This is a genomic window from Streptomyces rectiverticillatus (genome assembly GCF_013394065.1).
GTDB classification, from domain to species: Bacteria; Actinomycetota; Actinomycetes; order Streptomycetales; family Streptomycetaceae; genus Streptomyces; species Streptomyces rectiverticillatus.
Genome location: NZ_CP040752.1, coordinates 5,399,698 through 5,415,793, shown reverse-complemented (window position 1 = coordinate 5,415,793; position 16,096 = coordinate 5,399,698). Strand labels below are relative to the sequence as shown.

Sequence of the window (16,096 nt, the reverse complement as noted above, 5' to 3'; positions counted from 1 at the left end):
TGCCGCGGATCCATCCGGAGTACGCTGCTTGCGAATGCTGTCCCTGCAGGAGTTGTCGTCCCTGCAGGCGTCAACTGGCCTCATGCCACAGCGATCCCACGGAATTGCGCACCCGAAAGGCGGCCCCTGTCCCATGGACGAACGCGAGAAGGACGAGCTGTACGCACGCGACATCTCCGGTCTCGAATGGCTGAGTGCGCCCGAGGCCAAGGATGACGAGGAACGCGTCGAGATCGCCTACTTCTCCGACGGTGCTGTGGCCATGCGGTCTTCGACCGACCCCGGCACCGTGCTGCGCTACACCCCGGCCGAGTGGCGGGCCTTCGTGCTGGGTGCGCGTGACGGCGAGTTCGACCTGAAGTAAGGCGCCGGCGGGCCGGTGGACCAGTGCCGACGGGCCGGTAGACCGGTGCGCCGGTGCGCACGAGCCGGGGGCGGCCGCCGGATTCCCGGTCGGCCGCCCCCGGAGTGCTGTGAAGCCGCTCAGCGGACGCGGATCAGCGGACCGGGATCAGTAACTGATGTCGAACAGCTGCGACGCCTTCTTGTCCGTCGCGTGGAAGTGCTCGCCGCCCTTCATGACCAGGTCCGCGACCTGCTTGAGCGTCTCCTGGATGTGCGCACTCCGCCGCCGGAACTCCGCGTCCACCTGCAGCATCATCTGGTGGGCCTCGCCCTCCCAGCCGGCCGCGACCTTGTTCACGGCGCTGCGCATGACCTCCAGCTCGCGCTCGATCACGCCCGCGGCCTTCTTGATGTCGGCCGCCGTGGTCTGAAGGGAGCTGTAGTTGACTACGAGCTCTCCACCATGATCTGCCATGTGTCCCCACCCTCTGTGGTGCTGTTCAAAGCCGAAAGGCCGGAATGATGTGCCGGAATGGTGTGCCGGAATGAGCCGGAATGCGGCGGGCATGAGTGCCCGGCCGGATCAGTAGTTGTCGATCCCGCTGGAGGGCGCCCCCTGAGCTCCGGCGGCGGATGCGGACGCGGAGGCGGGTGCGGCGCCTCCGCCACCGATGTCGACGCCCTTCATCTGGGCGGCGATCTCCGCGTCGGTCGCGCCGGAGGCGCGGTGCGTCAGGACGACGGCCTCACGCACGCGGTCGATCATGCGGCGCACCCGGTCGTGGTCGTCGTTGAGGTCGCTCTGCGCCTTACGGAAGGCCGAGTGCGCCTCTCCCTTCCACGAGGAGCCGCCGTCCAGGGTGGCGATGACGTTCGCCAGCTGGCGAAGGTTCGCCGAGAAGTGTGAACTGGTCTTGTCGATGGCGTCCGTGAAGGCCTTGAACGCCTCGTCACTGACCTTCTGCCTGCCGTTCTCCGACATGTTCCGCCTTTCCCCCCGAGGGCCGTTGTCTGCCACGCCCGCGAAAGGCGCCGAATGTCACTCTAACCACTCTGAGTGCACGCCCCAACTACGCACACACCCGGGCACTTTGATGCACTCACAAGCCGCGCAACGCCCTCCGGCGGCGGTGCTCCCGCCCCACGACGGCCGCTCCGGCGATCGTCGCGACGAGTACGGCCGCGCCGCCGAGCGCGTACGCAGCGAGCCGTTCCTGCCGCTGCTGCGGCGACTCGCCCACGGCCAGGGGGGCCACGGAGGGGGCCCGGACGCTGCGGGCCTCGGGCCCGGACGGAGTGACGCGGTCGACGGGGTGCGCGTCGTCCGTGAGGGCACGGACCGGGTCGACGACCCCCCAGCCGATGTAGGGGTCGTGGCCCTTGGTGGCGCGCTCCGCCGTCTGCTCGATCTGGGCGACGACCTGGTGCTGCTTCCAGTCGGGGTGCTTGGCGCGGATGAGGGCGGCGACCCCGGCCACGTACGGGGCGGAGAAGCTGGTGCCGTTGTCGACGCACTGGCCGCCCAGCGGGACGGTCGAGACCATCTCGACGCCGGGTGCGGCGACCCCGACGAACTCGCCGGGCTGCGAGAAGGGGGCACGCTCGTTGTTGCGGTCGGAGGCGCCGACGGCGAGGACGCCCTTGTACGCGGCGGGGTAGGTCTCCTTGACGTCGCCACCGAGGCCGTCGTTGCCCGCCGAGGCCACGACGACGACGTCCTTCTCCAGCGCTTCCTTCACGGCCCGTTCGAGGTCGGAGTCGTGCTCCAAGGCCTTCGTCGTGTCCTGGGAGATGTTGATGACGCGCGCTCCCGCGGCGACGGCCAGGCCGATGCCCTGCGCCAGGGTCCGGGACGTGCCCGTGCCCTTCTCGTCGTTCTGGCGGATCGGGATGATGACCGACTCGGGTGCGATGCCGACGAACCCGCTGCCGGGGGACGGGCGGGCCGCGATGATGCCGGCGACCTTGGTGCCGTGTCCCACCAGATCGAGGGTGGGATCGGGCTTCGGCTTCTCCGGCTCCTTCTCCGGTTTCCCCTCCGGCGGCTTGTCGGGGCTCTTCTCCGGACTCTTCGACGGGCTCGGCTCCGCGGACTTCTCCGGCTTCCCGGGCTCGTCCTTCTTCTCCCCGGACGGGGATCCGGACGGCGCACCGGCCTTCGGCGTGCTCTTGCCCCCGGCCTTCTTGCGCTCCTCGTCCGCCTTCCCGCCCTTCCCCCCGTCCGACGGGCCGGGCGACGGCGCGGGGCCGGGTGCGCGGGGCGCGTCCTTGGCGTTCGCTCTCACGCCCGTCCCACTCCTGGCCGCCGCCTCCGTCGCCGCCTCCGCCATGCCCGTGAGCAGGTCGGCGCCGCTCTCGACGTCGACGGCGCCCTTGAGCTGCGGGTTCCGGACGTCGACGCCCGAGTCGATGACGGCGACGCGGACCGGCCGGCCCGCGCTGTCCCGACCCTTGGTGTCCTGCCAGAGGCGGTCGAGGAGGATCCGTTGGAGCGACCAAGGGGTGCCCTTGATGGTCTTGGCGGGGTAGGTGGTGCACTCGCCGCTGCCGTCCAGGTTCACGGCGGCGGATGACGTCATCGGGGCGGAGAGCGCAGGGGCGGGTGAGAGGGCCGGTCCGGGCGCCGCCGACGCCGCCGTAGGCGTAGGCGTAGGCGTGGGCACAGCCCCGGGCGCGGCCGCTGGTGCAGCCGTTACGAGGACCGCCGCCAGGGCGGCGTTGAGCACTGTCGTCGTACGCGGCATCGGCTGCCTCATCGTGCGTGGCATCAGCTGTCTCATGACCGGCTCACGACCCCTGCGGCTGCCGGGCACTGTTGGTGTCCAGGCGGGGGCCGGTCGGCAGGAACTGCGACCAGTTCGCGGGTACGGGCAGGGGGTTCACCTTTCCGTAGCCGAGCCTGGTGCGGGCCTGGTCGGATTCGGCCGGGCCCGCGGCTCCCGGCCCTGTCCCGTCCGCCGCACCGGCCGAGTCGGACGCGCCGTCCGGACCGGCCGAGGGCGTCGCCTTCTCGCCGATCTTCGACTTGCCCGTACCGCTGTCGTTGTTGGACTGCACGGCGTAGCGCAGTCCGGTGTCGGTGACGAGGAAGACCGACCCGCTGTTGGTCTGGCGCCCCGTGACCTGGCGGTAGAGGAGGCCGGAGCCCGGGGTGACGTATGCGCTGGTGGCGCCGTCGGGGATGGTCGCCGGGTAGTCGTCGCCGGCCCAGGTGGCGAGTTCGGGGGTGCCTCCGGCGGACATGCCGCTGAAGATGCTGCACACGGTGTGGTGGGTGTCGTTGGAGGGCCCAATGAAGTTGGCCTGCCGGGGTACCTGGGAGGGCCAGTGGTACTGCCCGTAGAACTCGTCCTCCGCCGGGGTGAAGGCGGCCGCGCTCACCCGCTCGGGTACGCCCGCCTGGTTGAGCGGGGCCAGCTTCCTGCTGTTGAGGAGCAGCTTCGCGACGAGCGGCGGGACGCGCTGGACCTTGCCGCGCAGCACGACGTAGTTCTGCGTGCCGTTGCCGGTGGGCGCTTCGAGGACCGTGCCGACGCGGCCGGCCTTGGCGGGCAGGGTGCCCACACCCGCGTCCGCTCCGATGTCGCCGCCGGTCTCGGGGAAGACGATGGGGGCGCCGTCGTGGAAGGTGTCCAGCCAGTCCTTGGTGACGGGTTGCGGCTTGGCTCCGTCGTTGAAGACGGAGCGGAGCAGCAGGTTGTGCTCGGAAGGGTCGGCGGACTTCCAGTCGGCGCCACCGAGCAGGTATTTGGTGCCCCGGGGGTCGACGAGGTAGCGCGCGCCGTCCGGGCCTTGCACGTAGAGCGCCTGGTCGCCGCGCAGGCGCTGCTCGCCCATGAGCTTCTTCAGCTTGGGGTCGCGTCCGGCGAACAGGAAGACGGCCTTCTGGGTGGTCCTTCCGCCCGCACCGGGCTGTTCGCAGACGGCCCAGTGCTTCTGCTTGCCCGCCTCGCCGGGGCCGGGCATGCGGTCGGGCGCGTAGGGGATGCCGAGCGTCGGGCCGCGCGGGATGCGGCCGTTGTCGAGTTCCGCCTCCTTCACCTTGATGGCGGAGGAGTTCTCGGAGGACTTCTCGGGGGTGAGGAGCAGCTTCGCGGAGGCGAAGTTCAGGACGGGGTGCAGCTGCTTCTTCTTGTCCGTCGTCAGGACGACGTAGCGGGTGGTGGACTGGCTGCCCACGATGACGTGTGCGCCCTCGTCGTCCCAGCCCTTCGGCGCGGTCGGCCTGAACATGCCCCAGGCGCCGAAGCCCGCGATCAGCACCGCCCCGGCGACGAGGCCCGGCAGGACGGCGCGCAGGGGGCGTGGCGCCCCCTCCTCCGTGCCGTGGGGCGAAGGCTGCAGGAAGGCTGCGACCGTTCGCTTCCTCGCGAAGACGTAGGCGTTGAGCTCATCCCGCCGTGATGCCATGTGTAGCCGCTTCTCCCCTGGTCTCGGCGCCGGTCGACAGGTACTGCGCTCGGTCCGGTTGTCGTACCGGACCCCTACTATGCCGGTAGGGATCAACAGGTCCGTCAGGGCCCGGTGCTGATCCGGATTTCCCGCCCGGCCGTGGATGTGGCCGGCGACGGCTGAGGGGGCTGTGACAGGCATGGGTGCCGCAACGCGCGTAGGGGCGCCGGGAAGTGCCGATCCCGGGGCAGGCGTGGCCGCCCCCCGCGCGGCGGCGCGGGGCGGGAGGGTCGGGCCGGTGCGGCTGCAGCAGCTGGTGCTGGCCGAGGTCGCCGTGGCGCTGGTGCTGCTCGCCGGGCCGGCCGGGCCGGTGCTGATGGCGCCCGCCGTCGTGGTGGCCGTGGTGCTGGTGTCGCTCGCGCTGGTCCACCGGGGCCAGCGGCCGTTGGCGGAGTCGCTGGCGGCCTCGGTGGCGCTCCGCGGCCGCGCCCGCCGGACGGCACCGGCGGATGCGGGCACGGATCCGGCGATGGCACCGGTCGCGGAGTGCGAACCGGCTCTGCGGACCGGCACCTTCACGGACCGCGGGCAGCGCGGCGTCGGCCTGGTGGGTGACGGGACGTTCGTGTCGGCGGTCCTGCGCATCGATGCCGTGGACGCCCCGCTGCGCCCCCTGCGGGCCGAGAAGGCGCTGCCGCTGGCCCTCCTGCGGGACGCCTTGGACGTCGACGGCATCCGGTTGGAGTCCGTGCAGGTGGTGCAGAGCACCCTGCCGGCGCCCGCCCCGCACCTGCCCGCCGATGCACTGGCCGCGCGGAACTACGCACCTCTGCAGGCCCTGTCGGGTGCTCCTGCGGTCCGGACGACGTGGGTGGCGCTGAAGCTCGACCCGGAGCTGTGCCCGGAGGCCGTCGAGGCGCGCGGAGGGGGCGAGGAGGGTGCCGGCCGCTGCGTGGTGCGGGCGGCGGACCAGTTGGCGAGCCGGCTGCAGGGGGCCGGGTTCCGGGCGGCGCTGCTGTCCGAGGACGAGCTGACGGCCGCGATATCCACGGCCGCGAACGTCAATCCGGTGGCCTCCGCGCAGGCCGCGCGCACGGCCACGCCCGTGCGGCGGACGCTGGAGGGCGTCCGGGCGCTGCGGTGCGACGACCGCTGGCACACCACGTACTGGGTCGCACGCTGGCCGCAGCTCGGCCCGGGGGCCGTTCCCCTGCCGCAGCTCGCCGCCCTGCTCACCTCGCTGCCGGCGCTGTCGACGACGCTGAGCCTGACGCTGGCACGGGGGCGCCTGCGGAACGGGCGCCATGCGCCGACGCTGACGACGCACGTCCGCGTCACCGGCCGCAGCTCCGACGAACTGGCGGCGACCCGGCGGGAGCTGGAGCGGGCGGCCCGTTCCGTGAAGACCGGTCTGGTACGGCTCGACCACGAGCAGGTCCCCGGCATGCTCGCCACTCTGCCGCTGGGAGGTACGCGATGACGACCACCACCTCGACGCCTTCGCCGGGGCCCGGGAGCGCGCCCGGCTCCGGCGCAGGGCGGCCGCGCTTCGGTCTCGGGCTGTTCGGGCCGCGGCGGGGCCGGCACGAGCTCGCGCCCGAGGAGTACGAGGCGCTGGCGCTCCCCGTCGGTGACGACGGTGTGGTCATCGGCACCGGCCCGCAGGAGGCACCGGCCGTCCTCGGAGTGGCCCGCCCCACGCCGTTCGGCGCCGTCCTGATCGGCGGCGCCTGGACGGCACAGGTCATCGCCCTGCGGACCGTCGGCACGGGCGCACGGGTAGCCGTGGAGACCGGCCGCCGCGGGCTGTGGAGCCCGCTCGCGCAGGCCGCCAACGGCGGGCAGCAGTGCGTGACCCTGCACGACGTCGGACGGGTGCCTCCGCAGGGCCCGTCGGTGCACGCTCCGGTCCTGGTCGTGCGCGACTGCGGCGCCCGGCCGCCCCGCGGCCGGGTCATGACCGCGCCCTGGCAGTCCGTCCTGACCCTGCTGCCCTACCTGGGGCCGGATGCGCCGCGGCTGCTGGGCAGCGCGGATCTCGTCGGCGTCCAGCGGGTCTCGCCGGAGGAGGCACAGCAGCTCGGCCGCCTCCTCGGGCTGCCCCAGGCCGACGTCGAGGCGCTGCCCGCGCTCCCGGAGACGGTGACGTTGTGGTGCGCCGGGCAGTCGTGGACGTACGTCGACGTGCGGGCGACGGATGCCGAGACCCAGCTGCTGGGCGCCCCGCGCCGCATGGACTGACCGGCTGCACGGACGCAACAGCCGGGGTGCACACCCCCGTGGTGCGCGCCCCGGTCCGGTTGCCGCCGCCCGGGCCCCGGGGCGGCGCACGGGGCGGCCGGTGGGGTGGGGGCGGGCCTGCCCCGGCGGTGCGTATGACGATTAGGCTGGGCAGGTGTACGGACGGGGGACCTCATCGGCCTCCCCTGTCGCAAACGGGGGAGACCCGGGCGGTCGGACGACGGGAACGGTCGGGCCCGACAGGCACTTCATGGGCGCTAGACCACACCAGGAGGCAATGTGAGCAGCGATCGGGACGAGATCCGCGCAGGCGGGTCCGCAGCCGGCGGGGACCGGTCCGACGCCGGTCACGATCACGAGCCCGACACCATGGGCGAGTTCACCATCGACTACACGCCACCTGCCTGGTACACGCAGAACGCCTCTTCCGCAGCGGCTGCCCCGGCGGGCCCGGGCGGTGCCGGGGTCGACGCGCAGCAGCCCACCCCTCCCCCGCCTTCGGGTGAACCGCTGGGGATGCCGCCTGCGGTGGCCGAGGCGCGGAGCGACCGGGCGGAGACGGCTTCCGGGGAGACCGCTGCGGCGGGCGGGGTGAAGAGCCCTGCCACGATGCGGTTCTCCGCGGCGGCACTGCAGGACGAGATCACGGCACGTGGCGGCGAGTCCGCCTCCGTGCCGAGTGCGATGACCGCAGACGCGGGGAGCGCAAAGGCCGCCGACGGCGTCGCGGGACAAGGCCCTGCCGGCGGCCCGGGTGACACAGACGCCGCGGCCCGGCATGAGGCCGGCGCCGAGTCGTTCGCGGGCCCGGGGCACGGGGCCGGCACGGGCTCCGATGCAGGGAGCCGCTCCGACGCCGGTACGGGCCGCACGGAGGACGAAAGCGCTTCTCCCGTCGCCGGCGCCTCTGCTGACGACCAGAAGGCCGGACAGGGCCCCGCAGAGGGCTCGTACGCGGCTTCCGAGAACGGCTCCGGGGACGCGCCGGCTTCCGAAGGCGCGGACGCGGCCTCGGATGCCGGGCACACGGCCCCGCGCCCCGAGGGCACCATGCGGTTCTCCGCCGCCGCGCTGCGCGACAGGGTCGCCGGGCGTGCGGACGAGGAGCCGGCGGAAGCGGGGCAGGACGCGCAGGCGGCAGCGTGGGCCCCGCCGCCGGTGCCCCAGGCCGCGCTGCCTCCCCTCCCGCCGAACTTCGCCCCTGCGGCTCCGGTGCCGGACGCGCAGCAGCCTGCCGGCATGCCTGCGCCTCCCCCCATGCCGCCGCAGGGCTTCCCGGCCGCCCCGGGCCCGTACGCCGCGGCCCAGCAGGGTGGTTCCGCCGTGCCCGCCGCTCCTGAGGCACAGCAGGGGCCCGCGGAGCCGCCGTTGCCGGCCCATGGGGCCGCCGGTGCGCCCGTCCCGCCGAACGGCCTCACGCCGACGCCCTACCCGCCGGCGCCGCCCTTCCCGCAGCCCGATGCCCAGGGTGCCCCCGTGCCGCCCGCGCTCACCTCCCCTGCGCCGCAGGGCAGCTACGGGTACCCGCGCCCGGATGCGCATGGGGCGCCCGTGCCGCCGCCTCTCGACGGCTCCCCGCAGCCCGATGCCCCCGCCGCGCCCAACAGCGCCCCTGCCCCGTATGCGGCTGCCCCCGCCCCTGCCCCGCAGGACGGCTACGGATACCCACGGTCCGACGCGCACGGGGCGGCCGTCCCTGCGCCGGCTCCGGCGCCCCATGCCTTCCCGGCGCCCCAGGCGCAGCCGCAGCAGGCTGCTCCCGCCCTTCCCCCGGCGCAGGACGCCGCCGTCCCTTCGCCGCAGGGCCTCACCGGGCCGCAGGAGGCCGCTGCGCCTCATGCACCGAACGCCTCGGCGCCGCAGGGCGGTTACGGCTACCCGCGTCCGGAGGCCCCCGCGCCCCACGCGCCCGTGCCTCCTGCGCCCGTGCCTCCTGCACTCGACGGCGCCCCGCGCCCCGAGATGCACGGTGCCCCGGTGCCGCCGGCCCTCGACGGCCTCCCGCACCCGAGCGCCCAGCAGGCCCCGGCACCGGCCCCCGCGCCCCCGGCTGACCCGCAGCAACCCCCGCACGCCCAGAGCCCCTTCGACGGCTCTCCCGCGCTGCCGCCGGCGGTGCAGGCCCAGCCGGGCCCCACGGGCGCGCACGAGGCGGCTGCAGCACCCGCCCCTGCCCCCGCCCCGTACCCGTACACCCAATCCCCGTACCCCGACGGTGCCCTGCCGCCTGCCGGGGACGGCGGGCAGGGCGGACTGCCCGCCGACCCGCGCGCCGGCGGCTGGCCCACGGTGACGCCGGAGCAGCGGCAGCGGTCCGTGCACGGGGCCCCGCTGGGGTTCACCGCTTCCATGGAGCTGTCCTCGGAGCGGCTGCTGCGCAACAAGCCGAAGCCGAAGAAGCAGCTCGCCAGCCCCCGGTTCAAATTCGGGGGCAAGAAGGAGGAGGCGGAGCGGCAGCGCAAGCTGGAGCTGATCCGTACGCCCGTCCTCTCCTGTTACCGGATCGCCGTCATCAGCCTCAAGGGCGGCGTCGGCAAGACGACCACGACCACCGCCCTCGGTGCGACACTCGCCAGCGAGCGCCAGGACAAGATCCTCGCGATCGACGCCAACCCCGACGCGGGCACGCTGGGCCGCCGCGTGCGGCGCGAGACGGGCGCGACGATCCGTGACCTCGTGTCGGCGATCCCGAGCCTGCACAGCTACATGGACATCCGCCGGTACACCTCGCAGGCGCCCTCCGGACTGGAGATCATCGCCAACGACGTGGACCCGGCGGTCTCCACGACCTTCAACGACGAGGACTACCGGCGCGCGATAGACCTGCTCGGCCGCCAGTACCCGATCATCCTCACGGACTCGGGCACCGGCCTGCTCTACAGCGCCATGCGCGGCGTCCTCGACCTCGCCGACCAACTGATCATCGTCTCGACGCCGTCCGTCGACGGCGCGAGCAGCGCCAGCACCACGCTCGACTGGCTCCATGCGCACGGCTACGCCGAGCTCGTCTCCCGCAGCGTCACCGTCATCTCGGGGGTCCGCGAGACCGGGAAGATGATCAAGGTCGAGGACATCGTGTCCCACTTCGAGCAGCGCTGTCGCGGCGTGGTCGTCGTCCCGTTCGACGAGCACCTGGCGACCGGCGCCGAAGTCGACCTGGAGATGATGCGGCCGAAGACCCGCGAGGCCTACTTCAACCTCTCGGCCATGGTGGCGGAGGACTTCACCCGGGCCCAGCAGCAGCGCGGCGTATGGGGCGGAGAGCCGGCACCGCAGCAGCAGCCGCAGCAGGCGGCCCCGGCCGCACCGATGCCCGCCCAGTACTCCCCCGAGCAGGCCCAGCAGCCGGGCCCGCAGGCCCCCTCGCCGTACCACCCGTACGCCGCCCCGCAGGGCCCGTACGGCGGCGAACCGCCGCAGCAGCCGGGCCCGTACTCCCCGCCCGGACAGCAAGGGCACCCGGGCCGGCCGGACGGCTACAGCTAACCCGCAGCAGTAGTGCGCACGGGGCGCGGAGCGCCCCGGCACCAGTGCACGCGTAAAGGGGGCCCCGTGCGGCGATCGCCGCACGGGGCCCCCTTTGCGTACGTCCGACGCCGCGGCAGCCGTCAGGCCGCCGTCTTCTCGTGTGCGGCCACCAGATCCCGCGCCCGCTTCACATCGCCCGCCATGCACAGCAGCAGCGCCTCGATGGACTCGAACTTCTCCATGCCGCGCAGGTACGCGAGGAAGTCCACGGCCGCGTGGAGCCCGTAGAGATCGAGGTCGGTCCGGTCGATCGCGTACGCCTCGACGGTGCGCTCCGTCGCGTCGAACTGCACATTCGTACCGACGGAGATGGCCGCGGGCATCGACTCGTCGCCGACGGTCAGCCAGCCCGCGTAGACGCCGTCGGCGGGGATCGCGGTGTGCGGCAGGGTCTCCACATTGGCCGTGGGGTAACCCAGTTCGCGGCCGCGCTGTGCGCCGCGGACCACGACGCCCTCGACACGGTGCGGACGGCCGAGGATCTCCATCGCGCCCGCGACGTCGCCCTCGGCGACCAGCCGCCGGGTCAGCGTGGAGGAGAACGGCTGCCCGCCGCCCGCCTCGCCGCTCACGAACAGGTCGACGACCTCGACGCCGTAGTCATACGTGGCACCGAGCTCCGCCAGGAAGTCGACGGTGCCCGCCGCACGGTGCCCGAAGCGGAAGTTGGGGCCCTCCACGACGAGCTTGGCGTGCAGCTTGTCGACGAGCACCTTCACCACGAAGTCGGCGGGCGAGAGCTTCGAGAACTCCGCCGTGAAGGGCAGGATCAGCACGGCGTCGACGCCCAGCCCGGCCATGAGCTCCGCGCGCCGGTGGTGCGGCGCCAGCAGCGGCGGGTGGCTGCCCGGCCGCACGACCTCGCTCGGGTGCGGGTCGAAGGTCACCACGACCGAGGGCACCCCGAGCTCGCGCGCCCGCTCCACGGCCCGCCCGATGATCAGCTGGTGCCCGCGGTGCACACCGTCGTACGAGCCGATGGTGACGACGCTGCGCCCCCAGTCCTGGGGGATGTCCTCCAAGCCACGCCAGCGCTGCACTGTGCCCGCTCCTCGCCCGAACCCGAACTTTTGTCTGTCGATTACGCAGGACTAAGAGTGCCATGCCGGTTCTCGGCGCCCCGCATCGGCCGGTCCGGTGACTGTCAGGTCAGGGGAACCGACCGTACCCGACGGGTCCGCTGCGCCCCCGGGGCCGTCCTGCCCCGCCCAGGCGGTGAGCTTGATGCGCGCTCGCGGACCGACCACGACGGCCCACTGCGCGGGCGCGGAGCGCAGCCAGCGGAGCACCTGCTCCCCGAAGACGGGGATCTCCCGGGACAGCTGCACCATGCGGCGGTCGAAGCAGGCCGCCCCCTCGGGGCTGCGGGCCATGAGCAGACCGGTGCGGTGCACGAGATCCCGGGTGCGGGCCTCGGTGCGCTCCCCCGCGCCGGCCGCCACGGCGCGCAGCAGGGCGTCCAGGACGGTGACATCGCGCTCGAAGGGCCCGTACTGCTCGCGCTCCAGCAGCACTTCCAGCAGCTCCTGGCGCAGTGGCCGCGACAGCGGCGTGCCCGGGAACGCCAGGACCGGGGCCAGGGCACGGCGCACCTGGGGCGGGCGGCTGCTGAGCAGGTGCACGACGAGCGGGAAGAGGACGGAGCGGGCCGAGGGGCCCTCCTCGAGCCGGCGGTCGACGAAAGCCGCGGCGAGCCCGGCACCCTCGGGGTGGTGCTCGACGTACTCCTGGACGAGGGCCGCGGCCCGCCGGGCGAGGGCCGGCGTGGTGACCTCGGCGAGGGTGCGCAGGACGTCCCCGGGCCCGTCACCGCGTACGTACAGCCGCGCGCGGTACGCCGCGAGGACCGGTTCGGGGTGAGTGGTCAGGGCAGGGGCCAGGGCACCGGCCGGCAGGTGCGGGTCGCACGCGGCGAAGAGGGCGAGGGCCCGCTGGAGGTGCTTGGCGCGCGTCTCCTGGTCGCGGACGAGGAGGGCGAGCGCGGTGCCGTGCAGGGCGCCCTCCGCGGGACGGGCCAGCAGGGCGAGCGCCGAGTAGCGCAGCAACTCGCGGTCGGCGGCCGTGGTGACGTGCCGGGCGGCCTTGAGGGCGTACGCGGCGGCCGCCACGTGCCGCTCGATGCGGTCGTCGTGGGCCCACCGGTCCACGGCCCGGCAGATGGCGGACGGCTCGTCCTCGGCGAGCGCGGCGAGGAGCTCGTCGGCCCGCGGGTGCGCGGCGTCCACGAGCGCTTCGGCGAGGTCGTCGACGGCGCGGTGCCGGTGGGTGTGGAGCAGGACCTGGGCGGCGGTGGAGACCGTGAGCCTCAGGTGATCGCCGTACGGGGCGGCCTGCAGGGGGCGCTCGTCGGAGAACCAGCGGCACAGCAGCGCCTGCGCGGCGCAGGGCTCCTCGGCGAGGACGGTCATGACGGCGGGCAGGAAGCGGTCGGTGTGCGGCGGCTGGGGCGCCTGCCGTGCCTGCTCCGGGCCCGGGGAGGAGCTCTCCAGGGCCTGGGCCTGGTACTGCGTCTGGCCGGGGGGCGGCGCGTCGGCAGGGAGCAGCAGGCGCAGCAGGTCCAGCCGCTCGGCGAGCCCGAGGGGCAGCCGGAGCCAGAACCAGGGCCCGAATTCGGCCAGGCCGCCCAGGGAGCCCGTCGCCCCGCTGTCGAAGCCGCCCAGGGCCAGGGAGCGGGCCGTGAGGCGCTCGGCGAGGAGCCGGAGGGCGCCCAGGTAGGGGGTGGCGTCCGGTACACGCAGGAGTGTCTCGCCCAGGAGGTGCGCCGCCCACCAGGCGGGATCGGGCAGCACGGGGCGGCGCTCGTCGTCCGTAGCGCCTGTCCGGTCGGAACCGCCTGTCCGGTCGGACGGAGGGAGCGCGGCGACCGCGTCGACCAGGGCGCCCAGCCGGCGCGCGAGCGCGTCCGGGCCGGAGCGGCGTGCCAGCAGGAGCAGGGCTTGGAGCACGGGGCCGATGCGGTGGCGGGGCACGGGCAGCGGCCTGCGGGCCCGCTGGCGGGCGGCGCGGCGGCTGCGGCGGCGCGCGGCCGTCGAGCGCGGTGCGCGGCTCGATCCGGGGGGCGGCGGCACGTGGCCCTCGATGGCGGGCCCTCCGCCCGGCCGCGACGGCAGGCGGGCGTCGTGCTCACCGGAGCCGCCCTCGGGCTCGTACCAGCGGTGGACGAGGGTGTGCAGAGCGGCGTCGAGGTCGAGGTGAGCACCCTGCAGCCAGTCGGCGAACTCCTCGTGCGCGAAGCGGTAGCCGGTGCCGGCCGGGACGAGCAGGCCCTCGGTGAGGACGGCGGAGGCCCAGCCGTTGCGCCACGGGAAGAGCTCTTCGAAAGCCTCGCGCTCCAGCTCGCCCTGCCCGGGGCCGAGGCACCGCCGGGCCGCCTCGTGCACCTGCCCGGCCACGCGAGCGGCGAGCCTGCGCACCGCCGTGCCGCGCAGCGCGGGGCGGCGCCCGGCCGCCAGCCGTACGGCGATGCGCAGGCAGACCAGGTCCAGGTAGGCGGAGAAGATGTCCCAGCGGTCGGGGGGCCGGGCCCCGTCCTCGCCCGCGCGGCCGCCCGGCGCGGTGCCGTCCGGGAGCGCGGCGCGCACTTCGGAGAGCAGGCGGAGGGCGAGCGGGTGGGCGGCGTCCCCCGGGTGGATGGCGTCCGGCGGAATGCCGAAGAGGGCGCGGGCCCGCTCGGCCTGCAGGGGGCCCAGGTCGGTCAGGCTGACGCAGGGCGGCAGGCTGCGCGGGGTGGCCGAGGAGGTCGACACGTGGAGCGCCGCGCGCGGGAAGAGGTCGCCCGCCGTCTCCCAGTGCTCCGGGCGGCAGGCGACGACGAGCCGGGCGGACGTCTCCTCCAGCCACTCGGCGGTCGCCGCGGTCCAGGCCGGCAGGGCGTGTGCGAGGACCGGGGGGACCTCCTCGGGGCCGTCGAGGACGACGAGGAGAGGCCGCCCCACGCGGTTCCCCAGCGCGGCCACGGCCTCCGGGGTGGCCTCGGCCGGGTCGCCCACCGTGCCGGCCGCCCCGGCGGAGGCGGTGACGATCCGGGCGGCGTCCGCGAGGGCTCGTGCGATCGCGTCCCGCAGGCTGGTGTCGCCCTCCTCCAGGTCGGCACCGCGCAGCCAGAGGGTGGGGGCCGGTTCGGGGCCCCGTGCGCGCCGGGAGGCGAGCGAGAGGAGCTCCGTCGTGCGGCCCGTCCCGGGACCTCCCACGAGGCCGAGGACGGCGGCGGCAGGGCCGTCCTCCGCATCATCCGGGGAAGGCGGGGCGCACGACCCGTCCGGGCCGTGCGGATCCGGCCCCGGGGGCCCGCCGGGATCCGGCGGATCGGCGGGATGGTGCGCACCGGGCAGGTCCCCGATCCAGCGGCCGCCCGGCCCGCCCCCGGGTGTGCCGCGCCAGGCGCGTGCCGGGACGGTCACCACCAGCACGCCCGGGGCCCCCGTACCGCCCGGTGCGGGGCCGGGCTCCGGGACGGGTTCGTCGGGCGGCGGTTCGGGAGCGGGCGGACGGTCGGCGTCGTCCGGCATGCGTTCGCCGGCGTCCCCTGGGGCATCGGCGTCGGCGTCCGCGCAGCCGGCGGGCTCCTCGTCCGGCTCCAGGAAGCGTGTGAACTCCCTGGCGATCTCCGGCCGCTCCACGGGGTCGCGCCAGTCGCGCGCCGTGATGATCGGGCCGAGGGAGGTCGCCGTCAGCTGGAGGGCGCCCGCGAGGTTGAGGTCGGGGCCGAAGGCGGGGACGGTGGCCGCGTTGCGCTCCAGGAGCGCTGCCAGGGAGCCGTCCGGGGAGGCCGCGGCCGCCGCACGGAGCGGGATCGCGAAACCTCCGGAGCGGCGCTCCGCATGGAGCGCGGTACCGAGGACGGCGACGACTGTCCCCGTACGGGCGTCGATGACCGGGCCGCCGGTCGCCTCCTCGCCGAGCCGCAGGCCGTCGCGCTCGCCCAGGGAGAGCTCCACGGCGGCGTCGAGCAGGTGGAAGCGGTCCGTGGCCGTGTAGGTGACGAGGGCCTCGCCGATGACCTGGGCGCGCTGCCAGTGGCCCGCCCGCAGCCGGACGCCCGCCCCGTCCTCGATGCGCTCCGGGGCGGCGACGGGCAAGGGGGCGACGCCGAGGCCCTCGGTGCGCACCAGCGCCAGGTCGCAGCCCGGCAGGGGCGTCACAGCCTCGGCGCCCACCAGGCACGTACGGTCGCCCGGGGCCAGCAGCACCAGGCGCGCCAGGCCGTCGACGGCCTCATGGCTGGTGATCATCGTGCCGCGGTCGTCGGCGATGAAGCCCGTACCGCGCGGCCTCCCGGCGAGGTCTCTGATGCGTACCAGGAACTCGTCCACATCGGTCCGCCGACCGCTCATCCGCCGAACCTCCCCGCCGTGCACTTACCCCGACCGTAGGCAGCGGATGATCGGCAGGACCAGGTCGTCGCAGGAACGCGCCCCCTTCCGCACCCGCTATTCACTCCGAGCGCCTGCCCAATGGAGTGAATTGTGGGTGTGGTGTGGATAGACGACCGGGGGGAGGGGGATCGTGGGGCGGGGAGCGACGGATGACGGCTCCCCGCCCCACGGTGGTGGGGCCTATGCACCGGGTGACCGTGGAGCAGAGCCGTACG

10 protein-coding genes are annotated in these 16,096 nt (G+C 74.6%); 4 read left to right on the top strand and 6 right to left on the bottom strand.

Annotation, left to right across the window (positions count from 1 at the left end; all coding sequences use genetic code 11):
• The first annotated feature begins 133 nt into the window (after positions 1–133).
• Positions 134–364, top strand: coding sequence for a DUF397 domain-containing protein (locus FGW37_RS23815; RefSeq protein WP_168093490.1), 231 nt, complete (start codon positions 134–136; stop codon positions 362–364).
• A 147-nt stretch (positions 365–511) separates the two neighbouring features.
• Here FGW37_RS23815 and FGW37_RS23810 read toward each other — a convergent pair whose 3' ends face one another.
• The 4 genes from FGW37_RS23810 to eccB form a co-directional block, all read right to left on the bottom strand.
• Positions 512–820, bottom strand: a complete 309-nt coding sequence (locus FGW37_RS23810; protein WP_179082904.1) for a WXG100 family type VII secretion target — start codon at positions 818–820, stop codon at positions 512–514.
• A gap of 108 nt (positions 821–928) precedes the next feature.
• Positions 929–1,327: a WXG100 family type VII secretion target gene (locus tag FGW37_RS23805; protein WP_179082903.1), complete on the bottom strand. Its 399-nt coding sequence runs from the start codon at positions 1,325–1,327 to the stop codon at positions 929–931.
• A gap of 118 nt (positions 1,328–1,445) precedes the next feature.
• Entirely contained in the window at positions 1,446–2,924 is a 1,479-nt protein-coding gene (gene mycP / locus FGW37_RS23800; protein ID WP_246430523.1) for a type VII secretion-associated serine protease mycosin, read from the bottom strand.
• 208 nt (positions 2,925–3,132) lie between these two features.
• Entirely contained in the window at positions 3,133–4,755 is a 1,623-nt protein-coding gene (gene eccB, locus FGW37_RS23795; protein ID WP_179082901.1) for a type VII secretion protein EccB, read from the bottom strand.
• A gap of 181 nt (positions 4,756–4,936) precedes the next feature.
• Between eccB and eccE the strand changes: the two genes are divergently transcribed.
• From eccE to FGW37_RS23780, 3 genes are all read left to right on the top strand, one after another.
• On the top strand, positions 4,937–6,217 hold the full coding sequence (eccE, locus tag FGW37_RS23790) for a type VII secretion protein EccE (RefSeq protein ID WP_179082900.1): 1,281 nt from the start codon (positions 4,937–4,939) through the stop codon (positions 6,215–6,217).
• Positions 6,214–6,978 (top strand): hypothetical protein, encoded by a 765-nt coding sequence (locus FGW37_RS23785; RefSeq protein ID WP_179082899.1) that lies wholly within the window; start codon positions 6,214–6,216, stop codon positions 6,976–6,978. Before eccE ends, FGW37_RS23785 begins: the two co-directional genes overlap by 4 nt.
• Positions 6,979–7,257: 279 nt before the next feature.
• Complete coding sequence (locus FGW37_RS23780; protein ID WP_246430522.1) at positions 7,258–10,464, top strand: SCO5717 family growth-regulating ATPase; 3,207 nt, start codon at positions 7,258–7,260, stop codon at positions 10,462–10,464.
• Between the two features lie 122 nt (positions 10,465–10,586).
• On the opposite strand, the gene FGW37_RS23775 is transcribed toward FGW37_RS23780, so the two are convergent.
• Positions 10,587–11,546 carry a bifunctional riboflavin kinase/FAD synthetase gene (locus FGW37_RS23775; RefSeq protein ID WP_179082898.1) on the bottom strand — a complete coding sequence of 320 codons (960 nt, stop codon included), beginning with the start codon at positions 11,544–11,546 and terminating at the stop codon, positions 10,587–10,589.
• A 51-nt stretch (positions 11,547–11,597) separates the two neighbouring features.
• On the bottom strand, positions 11,598–15,839 hold the full coding sequence (locus tag FGW37_RS23770) for a S1 family serine peptidase (RefSeq protein WP_179082897.1): 4,242 nt from the start codon (positions 15,837–15,839) through the stop codon (positions 11,598–11,600).
• Positions 15,840–16,096: the final 257 nt, after the last annotated feature.